Origin of the sequence: Streptomyces sp. NPDC006314 (assembly GCF_040613075.1) — a bacterium.
In the GTDB taxonomy this organism is placed as follows: Bacteria; Actinomycetota; Actinomycetes; order Streptomycetales; family Streptomycetaceae; genus Streptomyces.
The window spans coordinates 210,374-235,689 of sequence record NZ_JBEXRL010000004.1 but is presented as its reverse complement, the minus strand read 5'-3'; the positions used below and the strand labels follow the sequence as shown (position 1 = coordinate 235,689).

21 protein-coding genes and 3 pseudogenes are annotated in these 25,316 nt (G+C 73.2%); 15 read left to right on the top strand and 9 right to left on the bottom strand.

The window, feature by feature from the left end; translation table 11 throughout:
• The first annotated feature begins 262 nt into the window (after positions 1-262).
• Positions 263-916: a Tat pathway signal sequence domain protein gene (locus tag ABZ079_RS09180; protein ID WP_356938776.1), complete on the top strand. Its 654-nt coding sequence runs from the start codon at positions 263-265 to the stop codon at positions 914-916.
• A 17-nt stretch (positions 917-933) separates the two neighbouring features.
• Here the strand turns inward: ABZ079_RS09180 and ABZ079_RS09175 are convergent, their stop codons facing one another.
• Positions 934-1,875: a lytic polysaccharide monooxygenase gene (locus ABZ079_RS09175; RefSeq protein WP_356938775.1), complete on the bottom strand. Its 942-nt coding sequence runs from the start codon at positions 1,873-1,875 to the stop codon at positions 934-936.
• Positions 1,876-2,307: 432 nt separating this feature from the next.
• Here ABZ079_RS09175 and ABZ079_RS09170 point away from each other — a divergent pair, with 432 nt between their 5' ends.
• Together ABZ079_RS09170 and ABZ079_RS09165 are read left to right on the top strand one after the other, a co-directional pair.
• A complete protein-coding gene (locus ABZ079_RS09170; protein WP_356938774.1) occupies positions 2,308-2,955 on the top strand; it encodes a ScbR family autoregulator-binding transcription factor in 648 nt (215 codons plus the stop codon).
• A gap of 20 nt (positions 2,956-2,975) precedes the next feature.
• Positions 2,976-4,166: a damage-control phosphatase ARMT1 family protein gene (locus tag ABZ079_RS09165; RefSeq protein ID WP_356938773.1), complete on the top strand. Its 1,191-nt coding sequence runs from the start codon at positions 2,976-2,978 to the stop codon at positions 4,164-4,166.
• Here the strand turns inward: ABZ079_RS09165 and ABZ079_RS09160 are convergent.
• Positions 4,143-5,405: a cytochrome P450 gene (locus tag ABZ079_RS09160; RefSeq protein WP_356938772.1), complete on the bottom strand. Its 1,263-nt coding sequence runs from the start codon at positions 5,403-5,405 to the stop codon at positions 4,143-4,145. The two genes, ABZ079_RS09165 and ABZ079_RS09160, sit on opposite strands and share 24 nt — an antisense overlap.
• Positions 5,402-6,220: an alpha/beta hydrolase gene (locus tag ABZ079_RS09155; protein ID WP_356938771.1), complete on the bottom strand. Its 819-nt coding sequence runs from the start codon at positions 6,218-6,220 to the stop codon at positions 5,402-5,404. The genes ABZ079_RS09160 and ABZ079_RS09155 overlap by 4 nt, the downstream gene beginning before the upstream one ends.
• Before the next feature lie 181 nt (positions 6,221-6,401).
• Between ABZ079_RS09155 and ABZ079_RS09150 the strand changes: the two genes are divergently transcribed.
• Positions 6,402-6,566, top strand: coding sequence for a hypothetical protein (locus ABZ079_RS09150; protein ID WP_356938770.1), 165 nt, complete (start codon positions 6,402-6,404; stop codon positions 6,564-6,566).
• Positions 6,567-6,681: 115 nt separating this feature from the next.
• Positions 6,682-8,844, top strand: a complete 2,163-nt coding sequence (cyc2, locus tag ABZ079_RS09145; RefSeq protein ID WP_356938769.1) for a germacradienol/geosmin synthase Cyc2 — start codon at positions 6,682-6,684, stop codon at positions 8,842-8,844.
• A 165-nt stretch (positions 8,845-9,009) separates the two neighbouring features.
• Here the strand turns inward: cyc2 and ABZ079_RS09140 are convergent, their stop codons facing one another.
• Positions 9,010-9,729, bottom strand: coding sequence for a hypothetical protein (locus tag ABZ079_RS09140; RefSeq protein ID WP_356938768.1), 720 nt, complete (start codon positions 9,727-9,729; stop codon positions 9,010-9,012).
• Positions 9,730-9,823: 94 nt separating this feature from the next.
• Between ABZ079_RS09140 and ABZ079_RS09135 the strand changes: the two genes are divergently transcribed.
• From ABZ079_RS09135 to ABZ079_RS09125, 3 genes and pseudogenes are all read left to right on the top strand, one after another.
• The gene (locus tag ABZ079_RS09135) at positions 9,824-10,690 is read left to right on the top strand and encodes a LysR family transcriptional regulator (protein WP_356938767.1); all 867 of its coding nucleotides are present in this window, start codon (positions 9,824-9,826) and stop codon (positions 10,688-10,690) included.
• A 149-nt stretch (positions 10,691-10,839) separates the two neighbouring features.
• Positions 10,840-11,403, top strand: a complete 564-nt coding sequence (locus tag ABZ079_RS09130; RefSeq protein ID WP_356938766.1) for a PDZ domain-containing protein — start codon at positions 10,840-10,842, stop codon at positions 11,401-11,403.
• Positions 11,404-11,778: 375 nt separating this feature from the next.
• Positions 11,779-11,913 (top strand): annotated as a pseudogene (locus tag ABZ079_RS09125) (Tn3 family transposase); the annotation flags it as partial.
• Here the strand turns inward: ABZ079_RS09125 and ABZ079_RS09120 are convergent.
• Positions 11,897-12,454, bottom strand: a pseudogene (locus tag ABZ079_RS09120) (alpha/beta hydrolase); the annotation flags it as partial. The pseudogenes ABZ079_RS09125 and ABZ079_RS09120 sit on opposite strands and share 17 nt — an antisense overlap.
• A 6-nt stretch (positions 12,455-12,460) precedes the next feature.
• On the opposite strand from ABZ079_RS09120, the pseudogene ABZ079_RS09115 reads away from it, so the two are divergent.
• From ABZ079_RS09115 to ABZ079_RS09100, 4 genes and pseudogenes are all read left to right on the top strand, one after another.
• A pseudogene (locus tag ABZ079_RS09115) lies at positions 12,461-12,778 on the top strand (TetR family transcriptional regulator C-terminal domain-containing protein); the annotation flags it as partial.
• Positions 12,779-12,863: 85 nt separating this feature from the next.
• On the top strand, positions 12,864-13,061 hold the full coding sequence (locus ABZ079_RS09110) for a hypothetical protein (protein WP_356938765.1): 198 nt from the start codon (positions 12,864-12,866) through the stop codon (positions 13,059-13,061).
• Between the two features lie 482 nt (positions 13,062-13,543).
• The gene (locus ABZ079_RS09105) at positions 13,544-14,671 is read left to right on the top strand and encodes an aminopeptidase P family protein (RefSeq protein WP_356938764.1); all 1,128 of its coding nucleotides are present in this window, start codon (positions 13,544-13,546) and stop codon (positions 14,669-14,671) included.
• 53 nt (positions 14,672-14,724) lie between these two features.
• Positions 14,725-15,660, top strand: a complete 936-nt coding sequence (locus tag ABZ079_RS09100; RefSeq protein WP_356938763.1) for an aminoglycoside phosphotransferase family protein — start codon at positions 14,725-14,727, stop codon at positions 15,658-15,660.
• Positions 15,661-15,806: 146 nt separating this feature from the next.
• On the opposite strand, the gene treZ is transcribed toward ABZ079_RS09100, so the two are convergent.
• Positions 15,807-17,552 (bottom strand): malto-oligosyltrehalose trehalohydrolase, encoded by a 1,746-nt coding sequence (gene treZ, locus ABZ079_RS09095; protein ID WP_356938762.1) that lies wholly within the window; start codon positions 17,550-17,552, stop codon positions 15,807-15,809.
• A 176-nt stretch (positions 17,553-17,728) separates the two neighbouring features.
• On the opposite strand from treZ, the gene ABZ079_RS09090 reads away from it, so the two are divergent.
• Positions 17,729-18,280, top strand: a complete 552-nt coding sequence (locus ABZ079_RS09090) for a DUF1707 and FHA domain-containing protein (RefSeq protein ID WP_356938761.1) — start codon at positions 17,729-17,731, stop codon at positions 18,278-18,280.
• Between the two features lie 127 nt (positions 18,281-18,407).
• A complete protein-coding gene (locus tag ABZ079_RS09085) occupies positions 18,408-18,821 on the top strand; it encodes an SSI family serine proteinase inhibitor (RefSeq protein WP_356938760.1) in 414 nt (137 codons plus the stop codon).
• Between the two features lie 48 nt (positions 18,822-18,869).
• On the opposite strand, the gene ABZ079_RS09080 is transcribed toward ABZ079_RS09085, so the two are convergent.
• Positions 18,870-20,120, bottom strand: a complete 1,251-nt coding sequence (locus ABZ079_RS09080; protein ID WP_356938759.1) for a M14 family zinc carboxypeptidase — start codon at positions 20,118-20,120, stop codon at positions 18,870-18,872.
• A gap of 137 nt (positions 20,121-20,257) precedes the next feature.
• Positions 20,258-21,739 (bottom strand): dihydrolipoyl dehydrogenase, encoded by a 1,482-nt coding sequence (lpdA, locus tag ABZ079_RS09075; protein ID WP_356938758.1) that lies wholly within the window; start codon positions 21,737-21,739, stop codon positions 20,258-20,260.
• Between the two features lie 88 nt (positions 21,740-21,827).
• Here lpdA and ABZ079_RS09070 point away from each other — a divergent pair, with 88 nt between their 5' ends.
• On the top strand, positions 21,828-22,763 hold the full coding sequence (locus tag ABZ079_RS09070; RefSeq protein ID WP_356938757.1) for a LysR family transcriptional regulator: 936 nt from the start codon (positions 21,828-21,830) through the stop codon (positions 22,761-22,763).
• A gap of 170 nt (positions 22,764-22,933) precedes the next feature.
• Here ABZ079_RS09070 and treY read toward each other — a convergent pair whose 3' ends face one another.
• On the bottom strand, positions 22,934-25,315 hold the full coding sequence (gene treY / locus ABZ079_RS09065; RefSeq protein ID WP_356938995.1) for a malto-oligosyltrehalose synthase: 2,382 nt from the start codon (positions 25,313-25,315) through the stop codon (positions 22,934-22,936).
• Position 25,316: the final 1 nt, after the last annotated feature.

Genomic DNA, 25,316 nt, shown 5'->3' with positions numbered 1-25,316 from the left:
GCGAGCCGGTTCGCGGCAACGGCTCACGTCGTTCCGCGGCTCCGGCGCAATCCCTTCCCTCGGCCGGTCTCCGGCGCCGCCGTGCTGCCCGGCCTGGTCGAAGGTCCGCCCCCGAGGCCTTCGGCCGGTGCCCGGCCTGCCGCCGACGCGGGCCCGTCGCGTACGGAGAAGGCGCGACGGCCCCGCGTCGGCGGCACCCCAGCAAGCCCGAGACCCCCCACCTCACCTCACCGGAACCCCCACTCAGGAAAGAGGCACCCGCATGCGTACGCGATCCCTCCTCGCCCTCGCCGGCACCGCCGCCGCGCTCGTGCTCACGGCGGCCGGACCCGCCTCCGCCGACGGCAGCGCCGTCCTCACCACCGGCAGCGCCGGCGGCACCGCGGCCGCGGTCGGCGACACCCTGACCGCGCCCCTGGCCTCCGGCACGTCCGCGACGTTCTACTCCAGCGCGACCGGCACCAGCGGCGTCAAGTGCACGTCCTCCCAGTTCACCGCCAAGGTGACCGGTAACCCGACCGCCCCCGGCACGGCCACCGAGTCCGTCACCGCGCACACCTTCGACAGCAGCACCTGCACCAGCAACGTCACCGGTGTCCTCGGCGTCAACGGCATCACCATCGACAACCTGCCCTACTCGGCGACGGTCACCTCCGACGGCACGCTCACCGTCCAGCCCGCCAGCGGCTCCGTCGTGCAGGCCACGGTCAAGCTGCGCACCCTGCTGGGCACCGTCACCTGCGTCTACCAGGCGGCCGGCCTGACCGGGAAGGCCGACAACGCCGACAGCAGCATCACCTTCACCAACCAGCAGTTCGCCAAGAGCTCCGGCTCGTCGCTGTGTTTCGCCAACGGCTACTTCACGGCCAAGTACGCGCCGGTCACCGACGGCGGTGCCCGGGTCTACGTCAACTGATCACTCCTGCGATGATTTCAGCGCCGTCGTAGCCGCAGCGCGAAGGCGGCGCTCCCGGTGAGCACCAGCACCGCGGCGGCGCCGCCCGCCAGCAGCGGAGCCGAGGGGCCCGAACCGCCGCGCGTCGCCTCCGCCACCGGAGTGCTGTCCCCGGCGGCGTCCCTGGGCCGCGAAGGCACCTTTTCCGGGGCCGCAGTCGACTGCTCCGCTGGAGCACCCCCCGCTGGCGGGGTCTGCGTCCGCGGCGATCGGCCGCCCGGCGGAGTCGCCGTCGCGGTCGCGGTCCTCGTGGCCTGCGCCGCTCCGGCGGCCGTCCCGCGCCCGGGGAAGATCACGTCGGAGCACGAATAGTACGTGTCCGGCGTGCTGCTGTTCTGCCAGATCGTGTACAGCATCTGACGCCCCGCGCGGTCTTTCGGCAGGGTCGCGCGGATGTGGTACGCCCCGTTCCTCAACGGCGGGTCCGTGACCTGGGCGAAGGGCCGCTCCGGCAGGTCGGACCACTTCAGCGGCTTCGCCGGGTCGTAACCGGGCTTGGTCAGGTACAGCTTGAACGTCCCCGTGTGGTTGATCGTCGAGGCGTACGTCATCGTCAGCCGGCCACCGGGTGTCAGCCGCGTCGCCGGCCAGTCCCGCCGAGGCAGGTCGAGGCCCCGGTACGCCGGAAGGTTGCCGCTGCACAGTCTGCCGTCCGGTATCACCTGCCGGTCACGACCCGCCACCCCGGCCACGCGCAGGTTGTCCCACGCGGTGAACGGAGCGCCGTTCGCGGTGATCGCCGCCCTGCAGGCCGCCGAGCGGTCCGCACTGCCGCCCTCGGGGGAGCAGGCGTAGACCCGGCTGACCGGGTCCGTGGGGGCTCCGTGCGCCTGGGCAGACCCCGCCGCCCATGACAGGAGCAGGAGCGGGGCCGCCACAGCGGTCGCCGTGACGCTCAGGCGGGCGGTCATCCGAGTCATCCGGGACGTCTCCTCGGCGTGCGCGGGGAACAGGATCTGCGGCGTCCAGTACGGCGCGCACGTCCGCCGCGTTCAGCCGGTCCGGCATGCCGGTGCCCAGGGGGCGCGAAAGCACCGACCGGTTCGGCTGTTTCGCGCCTGCTCCGAGACCTCGTTGAGGAGCCGGCCGCCTGCCTCGTATCGTGGTGATCACGGGTGCAACGGCCGTCCCGTGGCCGCCGGAAGCAGTCGGGGAACGCGGGTGGAGCGGTCCTGTGCCGTCCGTTCGCGGCCCACGAGGCCCCGCGTGTGGGGCGCGCCGCCGGCAGGGCGCTGGTCGAGCCGTGGGCCCGTGCGCCGGACTCCCGCTGCCACCCGGTGAGTTATCGTGGGCGACGGGCCAAAAACAAACCGCATGTCCCGTTCGTTCAAGGTGCAAGGAAGGGTCACACGATGGCGAGGCAGTTACGCGCTGAGCAGACCCGGGCAACGATCATCACGGCCGCCGCCGATCTGTTCGACCAACACGGCTACGAATCCACCAGCCTGAGCGACATCGTGGCGTACGCGAAGGTCACCAAGGGTGCGCTGTACTTCCACTTCGCCGCCAAGGAGGACCTGGCCCACGCCATCCTGGAACTCCAGGCCAAGGCCGCGCAGCAGCTCGTGGCCGAGGTCGAGAGCCGCGGGTACTCCTCGCTGGAGTCCCTGATGCGCACCACCTTCGGGATCGCCCGGCTCGCCGTGGAGGACCCGGTGCCGCGCGCCGGACTGCGCCTGGCCTCCGCGGACCTCGCCGTACGGCCGCCGCTGAGGCATCCGTTCACCGAGTGGCTGGAGTTCGCCACCCGGAAGTTCGGCGGAGCCGTCAGGGAGGCCGATGTGCACGGCGACCTCGACGTCGGTGCCGTCGCGCACGGCCTTGTCTGCTTCTTCGTCGGCACCCGGGTCGCCGGCCGCTCGATCGAACCGGTCGGACGGCTTCCGCGCAGGGTCGCCGAGATGTGGCACCTGATGATCCGGGGCCTGGTCCCGGTGCACCGCCGCCCCCGCTACGTCTCCCTCGCCACGCAGCTGGAACGGGAGATCAGAACAGTCTGACGCGCGCTACGGTGACCGACATGCCCGACACCCCCTGCGCACCCGTGATCACCGGCAACGAACCCGGCTCGTTCCCGCACAGCGTGCTGGCCCAGCGGCATCCCGCGATCATCAGGCAGGTGCGGGACGCCTTCCCGTACGGCCCCGGGCAGCACCGGGCGCTGGACGAGCTGCTGAAGAGCTGCGCCGAAGGGGCGATCGAGCCGCTTCCCGCCGACGCCCCGGACCGCGACCGCTGGCACGACTGGGGGCTGGCCGACCACGCCGGGCGGTCCTGGTTCGACGTGCCGTGGCTGAGCTACTTCTACCGCCGGCTGCTCGACGCCGTCGGGTACTTCGGCTCCGGTGCCTGGCAGGGCATCGACCCCTTCCGCCCGTTCAAACGCGCCGAACTCGAAGCGCCGGAGACCGACGAGGAACTGGCCGCCCTGGACGCGCTGAGGGACCTGCCGGAGGAGGAACGGGCGCGCGCCCTGCTGCACGGGTCGCTGTGGGGCAATCGCGCCGACCTCGGTTTCCGGTTCTCCGCCGCGGGCGCCGAGGCCCGGGAGCCGGCCCCCGCGCTGGTCGCCGACGACAGCGAAACCCTGTGGTCGCTGCTGCCGCGCGGCGGGACGGGCACGCTCGTGCTGGTCGCCGACAACGCCGGCCGCGAACTCGTCCCCGATCTGCTGCTGATCGCCCATCTCCTCGCCGAGGGGCGGGCCGCGCGGGCGGTGCTGCACGTCAAGCCGTACCCGTACTACGTCTCCGACGCCACCACCACCGACGTGGTCGACGCCCTGCACCGGTTGCGGGCGGCGCCGGGCGCGGCCGCCGAGTACGGGCGCGTGCTCTGGGCGGCCATGTCCGGCGGCCGGCTCGACGTGCGCGCCCACCCCTTCTCCTGCGCCCCGCTGCCGTACGCGCGGATGCCGGACGATCTGCGCGCGCAGTTCGCCGCGGCCACGCTGACCGTCGTCAAGGGCGACCTCAACTACCGCCGCCTGGTGGGCGACCGGCTGTGGCCGCCGACCACGCCGTTCCAGCAGGTGACAGCCGGATTCCCCGGTCCGGTCGCCGCGCTGCGCACCCTCAAGTCCGAGGTGGTCACCGGTCTGCCGGCAGCGGCCGAGGCCGCGCTGGTGGCGGCGGAGGACCAGCGCTGGCGCACGAGCGGTACCCACGCCCTGATCCAGGTCGCCTCGTCAGGCGACCCGCACCGGCAGTGACTTGACGCCGTTGATGAAGTTGGACACCAGGCGCCCGGCGGGCCGGGCGAGGTGCGGCAGAGGCAGGACGCGCAGCACCTCCTCGTAGAGCACGCGCAGTTGCAGTCGCGCGAAATGGGCGCCCAGGCACACGTGTGGACCGCCCCCGAAGGAGACGTGCGGGTTGGGGGAGCGGGCGAGATCGAGCCGGTCCGCTCCGGTGAAGACCCGCTCGTCCCGGTTGGCCGAGGCGTGGAACACCACGACCTTGTCACCTGCCCGGATCCGCCGCCCCGCCAGCTCGGTGTCCCGCACCGCCGTGCGGCGGAACGTCAGTACCGGTGGGTGCCAGCGCAGCAACTCGTCGACCGCCGACCGTAGTTCCACCTTGCCGGCGCGCAGCAGCCCGTACGCCTCCGGATGTTCGGCCAGAGCCAGCAGCCCGCCGGGAGCGGCGCTGCGCACCGTGTCGTTGCCCGCCACCGTGAGCAGGAAGAAGAACATCTCGAGTTCCTCGGCTTCCAGTTCGGCGTCGTGGGCGAGTGCCGTCAGGATGTCGTCGGCGGGGTACCGCCGTTTGTACACGGCCGACTGCCGGGCGTAGGCGAACATGTCCCGCAGCATCGCCGGTGAGCGCGGATTCACCGGCCTGCCCGTCCCGTCCAGCACCGGGGGACCCGCCTCGTCCGGGTCCTGATAGCCGATGACCCGCTGTGTCCAGTGCAGCAGCAGCCCCCGGTCGCTCTCCGCGACGCCCAGCAGATCCGCCAGATTGAGCAGCGCGTACTCGTTGGTGACGGCGGCCACCAGATCGACCGTGCCGTGCCCCTCGCGGGCCGCCGCCAACGCCCCGGCGAGCAGCGTGCGCGCCCGCTGCCGGGCGGCCGTGGCGAACCGGTCGATGCGGCCGGGCGTGAACGCCCGGCTCACCAGCCGACGCAACCGCCCGTGCCGCGGCGGATCCTGATTGAGCATCATCCGGCGGATGAACGGCAGATCCTCCGGATCGGGGTCCCGGATCTGGGTCGCGCCGAGGTACGAGGAGAACGTCGCCGCGTCCTTCAGTACGCGCACGACGTCCGCGTGCCGGGTCACCGCCCAGAACCCGGGACCGGCCGGCCAGCCCAGCACCTCCGGCTCCTCCTGCCAGGCCACCGGATGGTGGTCGCGCAGGACGCGGTAGTCGTCGTAGGGCACCCCGGCGGCGTACCGGCGCGGGTCGAACACGTCGGGCACCGGCGGCACCTCGGGCACGCTCACGCCCGCTCGCCCGCGACGGCCGTGTCCCGGCCGTCCGCAGGTGCCTCGGTGTCCGCCCGCAGGAAGTCCTCGACCACCCGGACGAGTTCCAGTGGTGTCTCGTCCATCGGGTAGTGACCGGCGGACGGCAGTGAGACCAGTTCGGCGCGCGGATACCAGGACAGCCAGGTCTCCCGCAGGACCGCCGGCGACAGGGCCGGATCCAGCTCGCCGGCCACGGCCAGGGCGGGCACCTCACTGCCCTCGACATCGGTGTGGAAGTCCTCGCCCGCCCACGAGTCGAGCCAGGCCCGGAACGCCTTGGCGTCACTGCGCTCCAGCGAGCGGGCGACCATCCGGTCCAGCCAGGCGGCCGGGCGGCGGCTCCCGGTGGTGAAGTCGATGATCGCGCGCCGGTTCTCCGCCTTGTGCGCCGCGTCCGCGAACAGTGCGCCCTGGCCGTCGGGCAGCGGCATGCCCGAGGCGGGCACGGGAGAGACACCCGCGATCCGGCGCAGCCGGTGCGGGGCGACGGTCAGCAGTCGCTGCGCCACCGAGCCGCCCATGGAGTGCCCGATCACCGAGAAACGCTCCCAGCCGAGCCGGTCGGCGAGCTCCATCAGGTCCACGGCCGCCTCGGTCGTCGTGTAGGAGCCCGCCGCGTCCCGCGCCGCGCCGTAGCCGCGCAGGTCGACCAGCGCATAGGTGAAGGCGGTGCGGTCCAGATCCGGCAGGACGGCCGCGTAGGCGGACCGGTCGGCGAACCAGCCGTGGACGGCGAACACCTTGTGGGGGCCGTCGCCGTGCACCTCATGAGGCAGTACGAAGGAGGTCATGGGCCTACCGTGGCGCCCACGTGAGGGCACGGCAAGGGCGCGGACGGGGCATACCGGCGGTCTGCCGGTGTCGCCTTGTCCAACCGGCGGAAGGCGAGGGCCTGCGCATCGGAGTGGCACCGCACCGGCCTGTGGCCCCGGTCGCAGGACCAGACCGACGACATCCTCCAAGCCGCCCGCAGTGGGCGGCACGCGCGCGAGCGCGGAGAGCGTGCGCGGGAGCGTGCGCGGGGAGCCGGGACGCCTGGCGGAGGCCGGTCTGCCGTCCGTCTGGCCGGGGCTGCCGGCCTCCGCCGCAGCCCTGCCGGACGCGGTGGCCCGGGCCGCCGGAGACCCGCTGCGGTGAGCCGAACGCCCATGGAAGACGGCGGAAGTCCGGGGTTTCAGCGGCGGTTCACGCGATGGTGTGATCACGTCCCGCGCGGCGGATGTGGCTCCGGACCCGCGGGTAGGGCCCGGCCATGACGCAGCCGTTCGAACTCCCGCACTTCTACATGCCGTATCCCGCGCGGCTCAACCCCCACCTCGACGAGGCCCGTGCCCACTCGACACAGTGGGCGCGCGAGATGGGCATGCTGGAAGGCTCCGGGATCTGGGAGCAGGCCGACCTGGAGGCACACGACTACGGGCTCCTGTGCGCCTACACCCACCCCGACTGCGACGGACCCGCTCTCTCGCTCATCACCGACTGGTACGTGTGGGTGTTCTTCTTCGACGACCACTTCCTGGACATGTACAAGCGCACCCAGGACCGCGCCGCCGGAAAGGCCCACCTGGACCGGCTGCCGCTGTTCATGCCGCTCGACCCGTCGACTCCGGTACCCGAGCCGGAGAATCCCGTGGAGGCGGGGCTGCGAGACCTGTGGGGGCGTACCGTGCCGTCGATGTCCGCGGACTGGTGCCGGCGCTTCTCCGTGGCCACCGAGCATCTGCTCAACGAGTCGATGTGGGAACTGTCCAACATCAACGAGGGGCGGATCGCCAACCCCGTCGAGTACATCGAGATGCGCCGCAAGGTGGGCGGCGCCCCCTGGTCGGCGGGGCTCGTGGAGTACGCGACGGCCGAGGTGCCCGCCGCCGTCTCCGGCACCCGGCCGCTGCGCGTCCTGATGGAGACGTTCTCCGACGCCGTCCATCTGCGCAACGACCTGTTCTCCTACCAGCGCGAGGTCGAGGACGAGGGCGAGAACAGCAACGGCGTGCTCGTCCTGGAGAAGTTCTTCGGCTGCACGACCCAGGAGGCCGCCGAGACCGTCAACGACATCCTCACCTCACGCCTGCACCAGTTCGAGCACACCGCCCTCACCGAAGTCCCGGCCGTCGCCCTGGAGAACGGCCTCAGGCCGGACGAGGTCGCCGCGGTCGCCGCCTACACCAAGGGTCTCCAGGACTGGCAGTCCGGCGGCCATGAGTGGCACATGCGCTCCAGCCGCTACATGAACAAGGGTGCCCGCCCCGGCTCGCCGTGGCAGATCCCGACCGGCCCCGGCATCTCGGCCGCGGACATCGGCGCACTGCTCGCCTCGGCGGCCCGGGAACGCCTGCGCGCCTACTCCCACGTGCCCTACCAGAAGGTCGGCCCCTCCCTGCTGCCCGAGTTCCACATGCCCTTCCGGCTGGAGCTGAGCCCCCACCTCGACAGCGCCCGCCACAACCTCCTCGCCTGGACGCACCGGATCGGCATGCTCCAGGAAGGCGTCTGGGACGAGGACAAGCTCGCCGCTTCCGACCTCGCGCTGTGCTCCGCCGGCCTGGACCCGGACGCCACCCCCGAGGCCCTCGACCTCAGCGCCCAGTGGCTCGCCTTCGGCACCTACGGCGACGACTACTACCCGCTCGTCTACGGCCACCGCCGGGACCTGGCCGCCGCCCGGCTGACCACCGCCCGGCTGTCGGCCTGCATGCCCGTCGAGGGCGAGCCGACCGTCGTCCCCGGCAACGCCATGGAACGCTCGCTGATCGACCTGTGGGCGCGCACCACCGCCGGGATGACGGCCGACCAGCGGCGCACCCTCAGGGCGGCCGTGGACACCATGACCGAGAGCTGGGTGTGGGAGCTGTCCAACCAGCTGCAGAACCGCGTCCCCGACCCGGTCGACTATCTGGAGATGCGGCGCTCCACCTTCGGCTCCGACCTCACCCTGAGCCTGTGCCGGATGGGCCACGGCCCCGCGGTCCCTCCGGAGGTGTACCGCAGCGGCCCGGTGCGCTCCCTGGAGAACGCCGCCATCGACTACGCCTGCCTTCTCAACGACATCTTCTCCTACCAGAAGGAGATCGAGTACGAGGGCGAGATCCACAACGCCATCCTGGTCGTGCAGAACTTCTTCGGCGTGGACTATCCGACCGCGCTCGGCGTCGTGCACGACCTGACGACCCAGCGCATGCAGCAGTTCGAGCATGTGATCGCGCACGAACTGCCCGTGCTGTACGACGACTTCGAGCTGTCCGCCGAAGGCCGGGCGGCCATGGACGGCTATGTGCTCGACCTGCAGAACTGGCTGGCCGGCATTCTGAACTGGCACCGCCACGTGGACCGCTACAAGACCGAGTGGCTGGGCCGCCGGGCCCACGGCTTCCTGCCCGACCGCGCTCCGGCGCCGCCCGTCCGGCTCGTCAGCTGACCCCGCCCATCCGCTCCACGCCTCCGCGGCGAGTCCGTCAGCCCTGTCGAAAGGGCACGCGGCCAGTTCGGTGAGGTGCCGGTGCCGGCGGAGCCGCCGCAGGGCGTGATCGGTCATGTCACCGAAGGCAACAGCCGGCACTGGCAGTGCACCACGGCGCCGCTTTCAGGCCGACCGGCGCGCCCGCCCCGCGTGGTCGACGGCGGCCCGCGCCAGGGCCCGGATCACCGGGTGCGGCACCGAACCGTCACCGGACAGCTCCGGCTGGAACAGCGTGGCCAGGAAGAAGGGATGGCCCGGCAGTTCGGCGACCCGGACCTGGCCGTCCTCGTCGCGCCCGGAGAGCCGCAGGCCATGGGCGCGCAGGGTGTCGAGGTGGCGCGAGGGGCCGTACGCGCAGAAGTACCGTTCGACCGTGCGCGTCGAGCCGATCACGGATTCGGCCAGCGAGCCCGGCTCGATGGTCACCGCGGCCTCGTGACCCACCAGCGAGCAGGTGAGCGGTTCGATCAGCGGGTCCTCGGCGTCCGGGTCGTTCTCGGCGTGCGCGACCCCGGTCAGTCCGCACACGTTCCGCGCGTACTCCAGCAGCGCGTGCTGGAAGCCGCCGCACGTGCCGAGGAACGGAACGCCCTCCTCACGCGCGGTGCGCACGGCGGCAAGGACCCCCGCCTCGCTGCGGTAGGGGCTGCCCGGCAGCACCCACACGGCGTCGAACCCCCTTACGGCTCCCTCGGCTTCTGCGTCCTGCGAGGCGATCCAGTAAGCGTCCAGGACCAGCCGGTCGCGTTCGGCGAGGGCGTCCAGCAGAAGCGGCACGCGCGTGTGCGAGACGACGGTGGGGGAGCGGTCGCCGACGAGGGCGAGGGTGGCGGTGTTCGTCATGGCCCTCATCCTCCGCGCGCCCCATGGTTCACGTCCAACGATGATTTCCGTACCCTCCATAAGCAACGCTGATGGGGATGGGATGCTGTGCCGCATGGACCCCCATCTGCTGCGCACCTACGTCACCGTGGCGCGCCTCGCCTCGTTCTCGGAGGCCGCACGCGAGCTGGGCTACACCCAGTCCGCCGTCTCCCAGCACATCGCCGCGCTCGAACAGGACCTGGGCGCACCCCTGCTGACCCGGCGACCCGTCGCACCCACCGCCGTCGGCGAGCGGCTCCTGGAGCACGCGGGCCCGCTGCTGCTGCGCCTGGACGCGGCCCGCGCCGACATCGTCCGCATGGCCGCCACACCCGCTCCCGGCCTCACCCTCGCCACCACCCCGACCGCGATCGGCCCGGGCGTCCTCGCCGCTCTTCCGCCGTCCGGTGTCACCCTGCGCGTCCTCACCCGCGCGGAGATCCCGGCCGCCGTCGCCACCGGCGCCGCGGGCCTCGGTCTCGTCGACGGGCTCGCCGCACCCAGCGATCCACTGCGGCTGCCCGATGTGGCGCCGCTGACCACGCACGGCGTCGCGGAGGAACCCGTGAGCGTCGTGCTGCCCGCCGGGCACCCCCTCGCCGGCCGCTCCGGCCTGCGCCTCGGCGACCTCGGTGACGCCCGCTGGCTCGACGCACCCGACGCCGCCCTCCCGCTCGCGCAGCTGCGTGCCGCCGCCGGTGGCGGCGCCTTCCGCTCCGCCCTGCGCTACGAAGGCACCGACCTGCGCACCCTCATCACCCTCGCGGCCGCCGGACACGGCCTCACCCTGCTGCCCCGCTCGACCGCCACGGGCCTGCCCGGCACGGTCGCCGTCCCGCTCACCGCTCCACGGGTCGTCCACTGCACGGAACTCCTCCACGGCGGCAGCCCGGGCGGAGCGGCGGCGGAGACGATCCGCAGGCTGGTGGAGAGCCCGTGACCGAACCGGGGGTCCCCTGTCCCGCCGGGTGCCGGGGCGGCGCTCGACGACTATGACTACCCTCCGCGACCCTTCGGCCAGTCTCACTCGTTCGTGTCTCGTCACGGCCCGGTGCCCCGGGTAGAGCACCAGGCGGAGGCGAGCGAACCATGGAACAGACTGCGTTGCGTCCCAAGCCGATGCCCGGCCGGGAACGGCGGGACGGCGGCACACCCGGCCCGGCCCACCGCCCGCACGCCGCGCCCCGGAGCGGACGACGGCCACGGACCCTGCTGCTCGGGGTGTTCGCCGGCATCGCGCTGGTGCTCGCCGGGGTCGGCATCGGCACCGTCGGCGCCACGGTGATCGGTATGAGCAGGATCGCCGGGCTGCACCGCCAGGCCCCGCCGCCGTCCCCCTCGTCCAGGGCCACCCCCGCCGTCACCCCGAGCCCCGCTCCGGCCCAGCCCGGGGCGGCCCTGGGCATCGAGGCCGTCGACGCCGCGAAGTCGGGCGCGCTGGTGGTCGGCGTAGACGTGCCCGGACCGGGTTACGCGGCCGGGCTGGTCCGCGGGGACGTCCTGCTGCAGTTCGGCACGACGCGCGTCGGCACCGCCGCCGACCTCGCCCGAGCGGTCGCCCACGCCCGGCCCGGAAAGAACGTCCTTCTGACCGTCCGCCACAGCAGCGGGACCTACCAGCGGTTGACGGTGGTCCCGGGAGTGGTGACCTGAGCACGGCCTGACGCGCGCCCCCGCCCGGCGGCCGGGCGAGCGCGCGTCGCGACGGCCCACGCGCGCGACGGCTTCTGCGCAGGCGGTCCCTAAACTCGGGTGTGAGTAGGTGCGGTACAGAAAGTGCCGCTGAGATTGATCATGGCCGGCTGCACACTGGCTGCCGCTGGGTTTCGCGGAAGGCTCGCCGGACGGGCGACGGTGCCGGCTGCGGTCCGGTCGTGCCGGTGGAGTTTCTCACCGATGAGCGGGCCCCGGCGTACGGGCCGTTCACCGAGGCGCCCACGCGCCCGGAGCTGGAGTACCCGGCCGGGCGACTCGGCATCGGCGACTCCTCGTGCGTGAAGCGGTACCCGGAGCGGCGCAGGCCGCCTTCTCGCCGCCCTCGGCTTGGTCCTCGACGCGGTCGTTCTGTGGAACACCCGCTACCTGGACGCTGCCGTCGCCCAGTTCCGCGCCGAGGGCCCCGACGTCAAGGACGAGGCGGGGGGTGTCAGTCGATGGAGTCCATGAAGGCCAGCATCCGACGGTTGATCTCGTCCGCGTGGTCGATCTGGGGTCCGTGGCCGGTGTCGGAGATGATTTCGGCTCGGGCGCCGGAAATCAGGCGGGGAACGCGCTCGACTTGCCTGTGCGGGTGCACGAGGAGGCTTCGCTTGCCGAGTGCCAGGTAGAGCGGGGTGCGGATGGTGGCCAGTTCGCCCTCGGACAGAGGCAGTGGGGCGGGACGGCGTATGCGGTAAGCACGAACGCCCAGCCTGATCATGGTGCGTAGCTCTGGCACGATGAGGACCGGCTGTTCCAGCCACGCTGCCAGTCGTGGGCGTAGCGCCCTGGGTGCGAAGGTCGCGAGCAGGCTGGCGAAGATCCATACGAAGAAGCGCAAACCGACTTTCTCAAGGCCGCCGGGGTCGAGGAGTGTCAACGAGGCGAGGCGGTCGGGCCTGCGGTGCGCTTGGTTCAGAGCAAGCCATCCGCCGTAGGAGGTGCCGACCAGGTGCACGCGTTCGAGCCCGAGTTCGGCGAGTGTCTCGTCCAGCCACTGTGCGGCGCGTTCTCATACGCCGTTCTGTCCGTCACCGACCCGGTGCTCGCTGCTCAGCCCTTCATCACGAACCCGGACGCCGCTGAGAGCGCCCTCGCCGAACTCCTCCGGCAGGCAGAGGGAAGCGACCTCCTTCAGCCCAGCGTGGATGCGCGGCTGGAAGCTGTCAGCCTGCTCGCCATGTCCGCAGGACTTGGCACCAGCATTCTTGTCGGTCAGCGGAGCCCGGAGTCGGCTGCCACAATCCTGGACCACCACCTGGACCGGATCTTCCGAGCCGACCTTGCCGACGCGGGGACTCGGTCGCGGGAGCGACGTCATTCTTCGTGACGGTCGCCGAACCGCGCGGGCGCGCAATCGGCCTCACCTCGTCGCTTCCACGTCTTCGCCGCGGTCGCCGAGTTCATTCGCGAACGTGATTGTCATCGGTACCGGCGAGGGCCCGGCCGCCGCCCACGGGCGCGGCCGGGCCGGCGGGCGCCCGAGCGCCACCGAAGAAGTCATCCGTGCCGCCCGCGATCCGCTGCCCGACCCCGGCCGCTCGATCACCTCGATCGCCAGGGTGCTGGGCGTCTCCCCGCACCCTCGACCACCACATCCCGACCTTCCGTGAACCGCGCGCCGGTGCCGTACCCCGCCAGCTCGACTCCGCGAAGCAGCCCAACCCCAGCAAGCTCAATCTCAGGCACCTTCCGTACCGCGACTACTCACACCCGGAACTGGCGCGTGTGCGCGGCTGGTGCCTCCGGGCAGGTGTCCCTCGTGGTGGCCCGGGGTGCGGCGGGCGTCAGGTGGGCGGGGTTCGAATCCGGTCTTTTGTGCGACGTGCTAAGGCCTTCGGGTAAGCGGGTCCCGGAAACGGCCGCGCTCCGCCCGCCACCCCGCGAAACCCGCTGGTGACGGTCCGCCCCGCGCGCCATGATGGCCCCATGCCGAGCCCTCTCTCCGCGGACCCCGGGTCACCGGCCCCGCGATTGCTCCGCGGACGTCGGCCCCGCCGGCTCCCGCGACCGGCTCGCGCGGCACTGCCCGGGCGGGCAGGATGCTCCCCGAGACGCCATCGCCCCGTTTCCCCGCCCGCGCCCGGAGGCCCGGATGACCGGTAGTACGCCCGCGCCCTTCACCGCCGCCGACTACAGCGCCCGCATGGAGCGTGCCGCCCGTTCGGCGGCCGACGCCGGCCTCGCGGGGCTGCTCGTGGCGCCGGGACCGGACATGGTCTGGCTGACCGGGTACACGCCCACCGCCGTCACAGAACGGCTCACCGTGCTCGTCCTCGCCCCCGGCCACGACCCCGTGCTCGTCGTGCCCACACTGGAGGCCCCGGACGCCGAGAAGGCGACCGGCGCCGCCGCGCTGACCCTGCGCGACTGGACCGACGGCAAGGACCCCTACGCTCTCACCGCCGCCCTCCTCGACGCCCGCGGCCGGTTCGGCATCAGCGACAACACCTGGGCGATGCACCTGCTGGGCCTCCAGCGGGCCCTGCCCGACACGTCCTACGCCGCCCTCACCGACGCCCTGCCCATGCTGCGCGCGGTGAAGGACGCGGCGGAGCTGGAGCTTTTGGCAGCCGCGGGCGCGGCTGCCGACGCAACGTTCGAGGAGATCCGGAAGGTTCCCTTCGCCGGCCGCCGCGAGTCCGAGGTCGGCCACGACCTCGCCGGCCTGCTGCGCCGCTTCGGCCACTCCCAGGTCGACTTCACGATCGTCGGCTCCGGACCCAACGGCGCCAATCCGCACCACGAGGTCGGCGACCGCGTCATCCGGCACGGCGACATGGTCGTCCTCGACTTCGGCGGCCTGAAGGACGGCTACGGCTCCGACACCACCCGCACCGTCCACGTCGGCGAGCCCACCGAGGAGGAGCGCCGGGTCCACGACATCGTGCGCGCCGCCCAGGAGGCCGGCTTCCGGGCCGTACGGCCGGGCGCCGCCTGCCAGGAGGTCGACCGTGCCGCGCGCGCGGTGATCACCGAGGCCGGCTACGGCGAGTACTTCATCCACCGCACAGGGCACGGCATCGGCGTCACCACGCACGAGCCGCCGTACATGATCGAGGGCGAGGAGCAGCCCCTCGTGCCCGGCATGTGCTTCTCCGTGGAGCCGGGCATCTACCTGCCCGGCCGGTTCGGGGTGCGCATCGAGGACATCGTCACGGTCACCGACGACGGCGGCCGCCGTTTCAACAACACCACCCGTGAGATGGCCATAGTGGACTGAGAGGCTCAGGAGACCCACCCTCCACGACACCCGGAACGGCACACGCGCGACCCATGACCCAGGCACCGACACCCACCGCGGACACCGTCCGCAGACTGGTCCGCTCGCTGCTCAAAGAGGGCACCGACGGCACCGGCGGGTCCGACGTGCGGCCCGTGCGGGAAGGCCGCGAGCACACCTGGTGGGTCGGCACCCGCCATGTGCTGCGTCTCGCGCCCGACCAGGAGGCCTCCGTCCGCCGCCGCCGGGAACTGCGACTGCGCGACCTGGTGCGCCCCCATGTGCCCGTCGCCGTTCCCACCAGCGTCGCTCGCGGTGAGTGGGCGCCCGGCCTCGCCTACACCCTCGACGCCCTGGTGCCCGGCGGCACGGCCGAGGAGCACGACGTCTCCGCCGTCGGCGAGGCCGACCTCGCCGGGCTGCTCACCGGCATGCGCGCGGTCCCCGCACGCCAGGCCGAGACGATCGGTGTGCCGCGCACCGCCCCACGCTCCCTGGAGGCGCTGCGCCGGATGGCCGTGCACGCCGCCGAACGGCTCGCCGCCGCCGACGAGTTCGACGCCGCCCGGCTCCAGCAGCTCACCCCGCCCGGCGCGGCCCAGCTCGCCGCGCAGTCCGGCACCGCCGTCCTCACCCACCACGGGCTGACCGGCGAGCATGTGGTGGTCAGCGCCGACGGGCGCGTGCGCGGCATCCTGGACTGGACCGAGGCGGCCCTCGGCGACCCCGCCGAGGACATCGCCGGACTCGCCGTCGCCGTCGGCTCCCCGGCGGCCGTCCGTGCCGCCACCCTGGCCGGCTACGGCGCCCGTCCCTGCCTGCGCGGCCTGTGGCTCGCCCGCTGCGACACCGTCATCCGCCTCACCGGCCACCTCGAAGGCCGCGCGGGCGGCGCCGTGGGCCTGCTGCGGACCCAGCTGCGGAGGGCCTGGGAGCCGATCCTGCTGGAGCGGGTGACGGACTTCAAAGAGGACGAGACGGAGCCGTAGGCGGCTCACGGGTGGCGTCGTCGGTCTCCCGTAGGCGTAGCCAGTGGCCGGCTCACGGGCGTCCCCGCCGGCGTCCGTAGCCGTAGCCGGCCCCGCCCGGAGTCGGCAGCGGCCCCGGGGGGCAGCCCGCTGCCGCTTGCCCCGGCTCAGGGCTGTGTGAGTACCACGCACGCCTCCCCGGGGACCTGCAGCAGTCCGTCCGGGCCGGGTGCCTCGACCGGCTCCCATGCGGCGAGGACCTCCGTCCGGCCGGTGCCCAGCGGGATCGCCGCCGGCTCCTTGCCGAGGTTGACCGCCACCCGTACGTCCCCGCGCCGGAAGGCCAGCCAGCGGGCCTCCTCGTCGTATGCCACCTTCGTGTCGGCGAGATCGGGGTCGGTGAGGTCGGGCTGTTCGTGCCGCAGCGCGATCAGCCGCCGGTACCACGCCAGCACGCGCGCGTGGGGTTCGCGTTGCGGCTCCGACCAGTCCAGGCAGGACCGCTCCCGGGTCGCCGGATCCTGCGGGTCCGGTACGTCCTCCTCGGCCCACCCGTGCGCCGCGAACTCCCGCCGCCTGCCCCGCCGTACCGCCTCGGCCAGTTCGGGGTCGGTGTGATCGGTGAAGAACTGCCAGGGCGTGCCCGCGGCCCACTCCTCGCCCATGAACAGCATCGGCGTGAACGGCGCCGTCACCGTGAGCGTCGCCGCGCAGGCCAGCAGGCCGGGGGAGAGGTGGGCGGAGAGCCGGTCGCCCTGGGCACGGTTGCCGACCTGGTCGTGGGTCTGGCTGTAGCCGAGCAGCCGGTGCCCGGCCACGCGCGCGCGGTCCAGCGGACGGCCGTGGCGCCGGCCCCGGAAGCTGGAGTACGTGCCGTCATGGAAGTAGCCGCCGGTGAGCGTCTTGGCGAGCGTGGCGAAGGGGGCGCGCGCGAAGTCCGCGTAGTAGCCCTGGGACTCGCCGGTCAGCGCGGTGTGCAGGGCGTGGTGGAAGTCGTCGTTCCACTGTGCGTGCAGCCCGAAGCCGTTCTCCGCGCGCGGGGTGATGAACCGCGGGTTGTTCAGATCGGACTCGGCGATCAGGAACAGCGGCCGCCCCAGCTCCTCGGCGAGGCCGTCCACGGCCGCCGACAGCTCCTCCAGGAAGTGGTACGCGCGCGTGTCGTACAGCGCGTGCACCGCGTCCAGGCGCAGCCCGTCGATGCGGTAGTCCCGCAGCCACGCGAGCGCGCTGCCGACCAGGAAGGCGCGCACCTCGTCGGAGCCGGGCGCGTCCAGGTTCACGGCCGAGCCCCACGGCGTGTGGTGCGTGTCCGTGAAGTACGGGCCGAACAGCGGAAGGTAGTTGCCGGAGGGCCCCAAGTGGTTGTGCACGACGTCCAGGACGACGCCCAGACCGAGTGCGTGCGCCCGGTCGACGAACCGTTTCAGTGCCTCGGGACCGCCGTACGGCTCGTGCACCGCCCACAGCGACACCCCCTCGTACCCCCAGCCGTGCCGCCCGGGGAACGGGCACAGCGGCATCAACTCCACGTGTGTCACGCCCAGTTCGGCCAGGTGCTCCAGCCGGGCGGCGGCCGCGTCCAAGGTGCCCTCGCGCGTGTACGTGCCCACGTGCAGCTCGTAGAGCACCGCGCCCGGCAGCCCGCGCCCCGCCCACTGCGTCCGCCATGCGTACCGCCCGTGCTCCACGACCGCGCTCAGGCCGTCGGGGCCGTCCGGCTGGCGGCGCGAGCGCGGATCGGGCAGTACCGGACCGTCGTCCAGCGCGAACCCGTACCGGGCGCCGTCCCCCGCCTCCGCCTCGCCCGTCCACCAGCCCTCGCGCTCGGGATCGCGCGCCAACGCGTGCGTGCCGCCCTCGCACTGGAGCGTCACCTGGTCTGCCTGCGGTGCCCACACCTCGAACTGCACGGACGGTTCCCCTTCGTCTGTTCACCGTGATGTCCCGCCTCCCCATCGTGCCGCGCACGCGATCAATCCGCTCTCGAATTCGTCCTTTTCCGGCAGGTGTCGCGGAAGTGCGCGCGCACCGGCACCGACTCCGCGTTTTCTGGACACCCGGGGTTCACTGCCCGACAATCAACTGCGTGACGTCGTCCTTCGAGTTCTCCACGTGCCCCGCGCGGCTGTCCGACGACCAGCGCGACAAGGCGCTCCAGGTGCTGCGTGACGGCGCCGCCATGGGACGGCTCTCGCATGACACGTTCGTACGCCGCATGGAGCTGGCGCTCGCCGCGCGCCGCGCCGACGAGCTCGCCGCCCTCGTCGCCGACCTGCCCCGGGAGAACCGCTTCTCCCGCGCGGTCCTCGGCACCGTAGAGGCCGTCTCCGGTTTCACCGTACGGCTGCGCCGGGCCTGGCAGGCCGAGCGACTGCCCAAGCTGCTGCTGCCGCACCCGGCGCACACCCGGCCGCTGTGCATCGGCCGCGACCCCGCGAGCGGCTTGCGGCTGACCCATGAGACGGTCTCCCGGGCGCACGCCGAACTCAGCCGCCAGGGCGGCATGTGGGTGCTCAAGGACCTCGGCTCCACCAACGGCACCACCGTCAACGGCCGCCGGGTGATCGGCTCGGTCGTCGTGCGTGAGGGTGACCAGGTCGCCTTCGGCAGGATGGCGTTCCGGCTCGCCTCGAGCTGAGACCCGCGGCCGGTCGTGAGATGGAGGGCCGGTCGCGTTCGAACCGGTGCTCGGCCAGGGCGCGCGTGCCGTCCCGATCGGGTGAGCCGGACTCGGGAACACGGACCACCGTGCCGATGCAACGGGCATGACATACCTCACCAGAGCGACAGCGTTGGCCGGTGCCCTGCTGGTGGCCGCCGGTCTCCTCGCCGCGGGCCCGGCCCGGGCGGCATCCCGTGACGACCTTCAGGGCAACTGGCTCTACCTGACGGTCACCAAGGGTGACGCCCGGTCCGGTGACACGCGCGGCACCCTGCTGCTGTGCGACCCGCCGCAGGGTCACGCGCACGCTGCCAAGGCGTGCGCCCAACTCGCGAAAGCGGAGGGCGACCCCGGACGCATCGCGGTCCGGAGCGGCTTCTGCCCGATGATCTGGGCGCCGGTCACCGCCCGGGCGCGCGGGCGGTGGAACGGACGGCCGGTGCGGTTCCAGGAGACGTACGCCAGCCAGTGCGTCATGACCGCGCGGACCGGATCGGTCTTCACCTTCGACGGCTGAGCACCGCGGCTTCCGCGCCCCGGGTGGTGCGGGGCGCGTCCCACAGCCTCACACCACCTGTTCCCGGGCCTGCTGCGCCGCCACCAGCACGGTCCGGGACTGGTGCTCCACCTGGTGCTCCAACGGCACCCAGCGGGCCCGGAAACGCGCCGCGAAGGCATCGCACCAGGAGGCGACGAGCTGCTCCAGCCGTGCTGCCGCGCGGTCGTCCGCCTCCCGCAGCACCCGGAGCAGCATCGCCGCCGCCCGCAGCGGCAGCCGCCGCCCGAAGGCGTCCACACTGCCGACGTACGCCATCGTCGTACCGGCCGGAGGAGTGTGGATCCAGTCCTCGGCGAGGCCGGGAATCAGCTCCAGCGCCCATCGGGAGGCCCGCAGCAGCGGCCCGTCCACGCCGTCCAGCCGGGGCAGCGCCTCGGCGAGAATCCGCTCCACCTCCAGCGAGTCCCGCAGCAGCCGCTGGGCCAGCCGCCGCATCGCCGCCGCCGGTGCCGGGTGCGGCGCCGGATCGTCCACCAGGTCGCTCGCCCACATCGGCACCTCCACCACGGCCGTCAGGCCGCCGTAGCGGTGCGCGTGGTACCAGGTGCTGTGCCGCGCGTCGTCCGGCATGCTCGGGTAGGCGACGCCCGAGTCCGGGCCCGGCATCACATGCACCCCGGGACCGGAGGCCGGCCAGCCCGCGGCGTCCGAGGCGCCCGTCTCCACCGGGATGTGCAACTCCGCCGCCGACTTGGCGAACGGTTCGGCGAGGCCCGGCACGTCCCGTGTCAACTGCACCCAGCTGCCGCCCAGGTCGGTGCCGTGCAGTGTCACCTGGAGGTACGGGCGCACCTCGTCGATCACCCCGGTCAGGGCCCGGGTCTCGGGCGGCAGCCGGTCCGGCGGCAGCACCGACGGAGACCACTCCGGCTGCTCCGCGCCCGTCGGCCGGTAGAAGCCGAGGTGGTAGTCGAGCAGACTGCGCGGCGCCGGCGTCACATGCAGGCTCGCCCCGTCCGGGTCCGCGCACAGCAGGAAGTGCCAGGACGCGTCCGCCCTCAGCTCCCGTTCGGACAGCACTCGTTCCGCCAGCACCCGCAGGGTGGAGCCGCCCGTCGGCTCGTTGGCGTGCGCGCCCGCGACCACCAGCACCGCCCGCTCGGCGTGCCCCACCGACAGCAGGTGCAGGGGTCTTCCCGCGCGCGAGCGGCCCACCTGCCGCAGCCTGCACAGCCCGGGCTCCTGAGCGGCCAACGCCTGTGCGAAGGCGACCAGTTCGGAAACGCTGGGGTAGCGCAGCTCCGGCAGGAGACTCACCCCCGACTCGTTTCCGCCCGGCTTCGCATTCCAAGTCCCGCACGGGAAGAGTGAACTGTCAAGCGTACGGCGGTGCGGTGCCCGGGGCGCCCGGACGCAGTCGCCCGGCGGCCTTCCGGTCCCTGCGATCCATGGGCTCACTGCTGGTGCAGGCCGCGCCCCGCGAGCGTCAGGAACACCTCGCCCACCGCCTCCGACAGCGTCGGGTGCGCGTGCACGTGCCGGGCCACGTCCGCGGGCTCGGCGTCCCAGCCGACGATCAGCTGGCCTTCGGCGATCATCTCCGACACGTTCGGGCCCACCAGATGCACGCCCAGCACCTGCCCGCCGCCGGCCTCGGCGACGACCTTCACCATGCCGCCCTGGCCGTGCACCATCCCCTTCGCGACCGCGGTCAGCGGCATCGTGTTGACGTCGACCTCGTGCCCGCGCGCGCGGGCCTCCGCCTCGCCCAGCCCCACGGAGGCGGTCTGCGGCGAGGAGTACGTCACCCGGGGCACGGCCGCGTAGTCGACCGGCGCCGCCTCCAGGCCGGCCAGCGTCTCGGCCACCAGCAGGCCCTCGGCGAACGAGGCGTGCGCCAGGCCCAGCGAGGGCGGCGGCAGCAGGTCGCCGACGACATGGATCCCCGGCACGGCCGTCTCCAGCCGCGTCCAGTCCGCCGGTGCGACGAACCCCCGCTCGTCCGTCGTCAGACCGGCCGCCTCCAGGCCCAGGCCCCCGGTGACCGGAGCCCGGCCGACGGCCACCAGCAGCCGCTCCGCCTCCACCGTGCGGGTCTCACCCCGCGCGGTGCGCACGCGCGCGCGTACGCCGTCCTCCAGCACCTCCGCGTCCAGCAGCCGCGCCCCCGCCTGCACGTCGATCCCGCGCTTCTTCAGGCCCCGCGCCAGGTGCCGGCTCACATCGACGTCCTCCAGCGGCACGATCCGGTCCGCGGCCTCCACCAGGGTGACCTCCGCGCCCATGGACCGGTGGAAGGAGGCGTACTCCACGCCGATCGCGCCCCCGCCCAGCACCAGGACGGACGCCGGCAGCCCCGGCGCGAACAGCGCGTCGTCACTGGTCACCACGCGCCGTCCGTCCGGGACGAGGTCAGGGAGCGTACGCGGGCGCGAGCCGGTCGCGAGCACGATCCCACGGCGCGCGGTGAGGTCGTGCACGCCGGGCGTGAGATCACCGCGCGCGTCCGGTGTGGCGTTACCGCGCGCCCCCGGCGTGGAATCCGTACGCTCGCCCTCCACGCGCACCGTGCGCGGCCCCGTCAGCCGGGCGCTGCCCCGCACCACCCGTACGCCCGCGTGCGACAGATGCGCTTCCACCCCCTTGTGGTTGCGCGCCACGATGTCGTCCCGCGTGGCCACCAGCGCCGTCCAGTCCACCGAGTCCGGCGTGGCCTTCACACCCCAGCGCTCGCGCGCCTCGGCGATACCGTCGACGAGTTCGGCGGCGTGCAGCATCGCCTTGCTCGGAATGCAGCCCCGGTGCAGACAGGTTCCGCCGACCTTGTCGCGTTCGACGAGGACGACGCCGAGGCCGAGGGCGGCGGCGCGCAGGGCGGTGCCGTACCCACCCGTGCCACCACCGATGACGATGACATCCGATGTGTTGATGGTCATGGCATCCACCCTCCATCCACCCCTTGTCATGAGTCCAAGGCAATGTTCTTGTGGAAGTCATGCACGGTCCTTATGGGAGGGCGGGGAGTTGAGCCTGCGGCAGATGGAGTACTTCGTGACGGTCGTCCACGAGGCGTCCTTCACACGCGCGGCGGACGCCCTGCATGTCACCCAGCCCGCCCTCTCGCACCAGATCAAGGCGCTGGAGAAGTCGGTCGGCGGCGCCCTGCTGGAGCGCCTACCGCGCGGCGTGCGCCTCACCCCCATGGGACGCGCCTTCCTGCCGCACGCGGAACTCGCCGTCCGCAGCGCCGCGCAGGCCCGCCGCGCGGCCCGTGCCACCGTGGGCGCAGAGGGCGGCGAGCTGCATGTCGCGGCCCTGCACTCCATCGCGGTCGGCGCCCTGCCCGACGTCTTCGCCCGCTGGCGTACCGCTCACCCGCGGGTCCTGCTCCGACTGCACGAGTACGCCACCACCGAGGCCCTTGAGGAGGCCGTGCAGCGCGGTACCGCCGACCTCGCCGTCGGTCCCGAACCCGCCGACCGGCCCGGCACCGTCGTACCCATCGGCGAGGAGGAACTCGTCCTCGTGGTGCCGTTCGACGACCGGCTCGCGGGCCGTACGACGGTGACGCTGCCCGAACTCGCCGACCGCCCCTGGATCCGGTGCGCCATGGAACCCGTCGTCCACGGCGCGCGCTTCCTCGACTGGGCCTGCGGAAACGCCGGGTTCACACCCCGGACCGCCGTGTGGACCGAGCACACCTCGACGGCCGTGCGGATGGCCGCCGCCGGAGTCGGGGTGTGCGTCGCCCCCGCCCACGTCGTGCGCGGCGCCGTCGGCGAGGACTGTGTGGTCCTCAGTCCCGACCCGGCCTGGAAGCGGGTGCTGGCCGTCTACGCGCGCGTGCCGCCGACCGGGGCCGCCGAAGCCTTCGTGGACCTCCTGCGCGCCACCTGGCCGGCCATGGGGACCTCAGGGCCGTACGAGGACTGCGAGCTGTCCACCACACCGGCCCGCTGAGCCGCCGCGGCGCACGCACCCCAGCGGCGCACGCGGCCCAGCGGCCCACGTGACCCGCTGGCCCACGGCCCACGTCACCCCGAGAGGTCTCCCGGCCCGCCGACCCCCGTAAGCGCTCCACAGCCGTCCATGGCGCCTCCGCGGCCCTCCACAGTCCTGCTCAGCCCGCTTCAATCCTCCGCGACCCGCTCCAGCAGCACGACCGGCAGCCGGTCCAGAAGGTCGGCCACACGCGCGTGGCCGGTGAACTCCCGGCCCGGAGTGAGTACGTCCGCCCACCGCCCGGGCGGCAGCGGCAGCCGCGTCTCCCGCCAGCCGCCCGCCTCCGCGAGGCGCAGCGACAGCCGGGTGACCGCGGTGACCACCTCCCCTGAGCGCGCGAACGCCACACAGTGCTCCGCCGCCGGACCCTCGGCGAACAGCGGCGCGTACGCCGCCGTCGCGCCGAAGACCTCGGGCCGCCGGGCGCGCAGCCGCAGCGCCGCCGTCGTCAGCGCCTCCTTCTCGCCGGGCACCTCGGGCGGGAACGACACCGGCCGCCGGTTGTCCGGGTCCACCAGCGCCCGGTACTCGCCCTCCGTGCCCTGGTACACGTCCGGCACCCCCGGCATCGTCAGGTGGACCAGTGCGGTACCGAGGACGTTGGCCCGCACGTGCGGGTCCAGCGCCTTGCGGAAGGCGGCCACACGCTCGCCGGGCGGCCCGCACGGCCCGGCGGTGACGAAGGCCGCCACCGCCTCCTCGTACGGCGGCTCCTGCTCCGTCCAGCTGGTGTACATGCCCGCCTCGCGCACATGCTTCAGCAGCGCCTCCTGGACCCGCTCCTCCTCGGCCGGGCCGAGCCCGAACACCGTCTGCCAGGCAGCCCAGGCCAGCTGTCCGTCCGGTACGCCCTCCTCGGGCCGGGTCACCTCGGCGAGCAAGCGGGCCCAGTGCCCGGGACATTCGGTGAGCACGGCCAGGGCCGCGCGGACGTCGGCGCTGCGCTTGGTGTCGTGCGTGGAGACGACCGTGCCGGTGCCCGGCCAGTCGGACTGCACGCGCGCGCAGTACGCGTGGAAGTCCTCCGAGGACACCCCCGGCCGGCCCGGATCGCCGCCCACCTCGGTCGCCGAGAGCAGCGGTACGTAGCGGTAGAACGCCGTGTCCTCCACCGACTTGGCGCGCAGCGCCGACGCGGTCTGCGCGAACCGCGCGCGGAACTCCACCAGGTCGGCGCGGTGCCGGGCGGACTCCTCGGCGGCCGGCACCCCGGCGGCCGACCCGGCGGTCTCGTCGCCGGGCGTCTCGATCAGCAGCCGGCGCACGACCTCCACCGCGGCGGCCTCCTCGGGCACCACGAAGGCCAGCCGGGCCTCCGCGGCGGCCTCCTCGGTGACGACGGCGGCCACGTCTCCTGAGGCGTAGGGCCGGTACACCCGCATCCGGACCAGCAGTTCCTCCAGGGCCGTGCGCAGCGCCCACGGGGCCCGGTCGCGCAGCGAGAGGTCCGGCGAGGACGCACACAGCCGGGCGGCGAGCCGGGTGAGCCGGTCGGTCTCGGTGGCCAGCTCGTGGGTGAGCACCTTGTAGGCGGCCCGCCGCACCGTGGCCTCCCAGTTGCCGCCCCGGTCGGTCTGCGGGGCCGCGAACCGCCGGTACTCGGCCAGCAGTTCACCGGCGCCCGCCCGGTCGGTGAACAGGCCGTCGACGTGGCGCAGGGCGTCGTAGCCGGTGGTGCCCGCGACCGGCCAGGAGGCCGGGAGGTGCTCGCCGTCCGCGAGGATCTTCTCCACGACCGTCCAGCGCCCGCCGGTCGCCTCGTGCAGCCGCGCGAGATACCCGTCGGGGTCGGCGAGCCCGTCGGGATGGTCGATCCGCAGCCCGTCGATCACGCCCTCCGCCAGCAGCTGAAGGACCTTGGCGTGGGTGGCGCCGAACACCTCCGGATCCTCCACGCGCACCCCGATCAGCTCGGAGATGCTGAAGAACCGCCGGTAGTTCAGCTCGGTGCGGGCCAGCCGCCACCACACCGGGCGGTACCACTGCGCGTCCAGCAGCTTGGGCAGCGGCAGGTGCTCGGTGCCCGCCCGGAGCGGGAAGGCGTGGCCGTGGTAGCGCAGCACGTTCCCGTCGACGACGAGGTGTCCCAGTTCCGATCCGACCGGGCCGCCGAGCACCGGCAGCAGCACCCGCCCGCCGTGTGCCTCCCAGTCGATGTCGAACCAGCGCGCGTACGGCGATTCGGGCCCCTCGCGCAGCACCTCCCACAGGGCGCGGTTGTGCTGGGGCGCCATGGCCATGTGGTTCGGCACGATGTCCACCACCAGGCCGAGGCCGTGTTCCCGCGCGGTCCGCGCCAGTGCGCGCAGCCCCTCCTCGCCGCCGAGTTCCTCGCGCACGCGCGCGGGGTCCACCACGTCGTAACCGTGCGTGGAGCCGGGGACGGCCTCCAGGACGGGGGAGAGGTGCAGGTGTGAGACGCCGAGCGACGCCAGGTACGGTACGGCCGCCGCGGCGGCGGCGAACGGGAACGCGGGCTGGAGTTGCAGCCGGTAGGTGGCCGTGGGCATC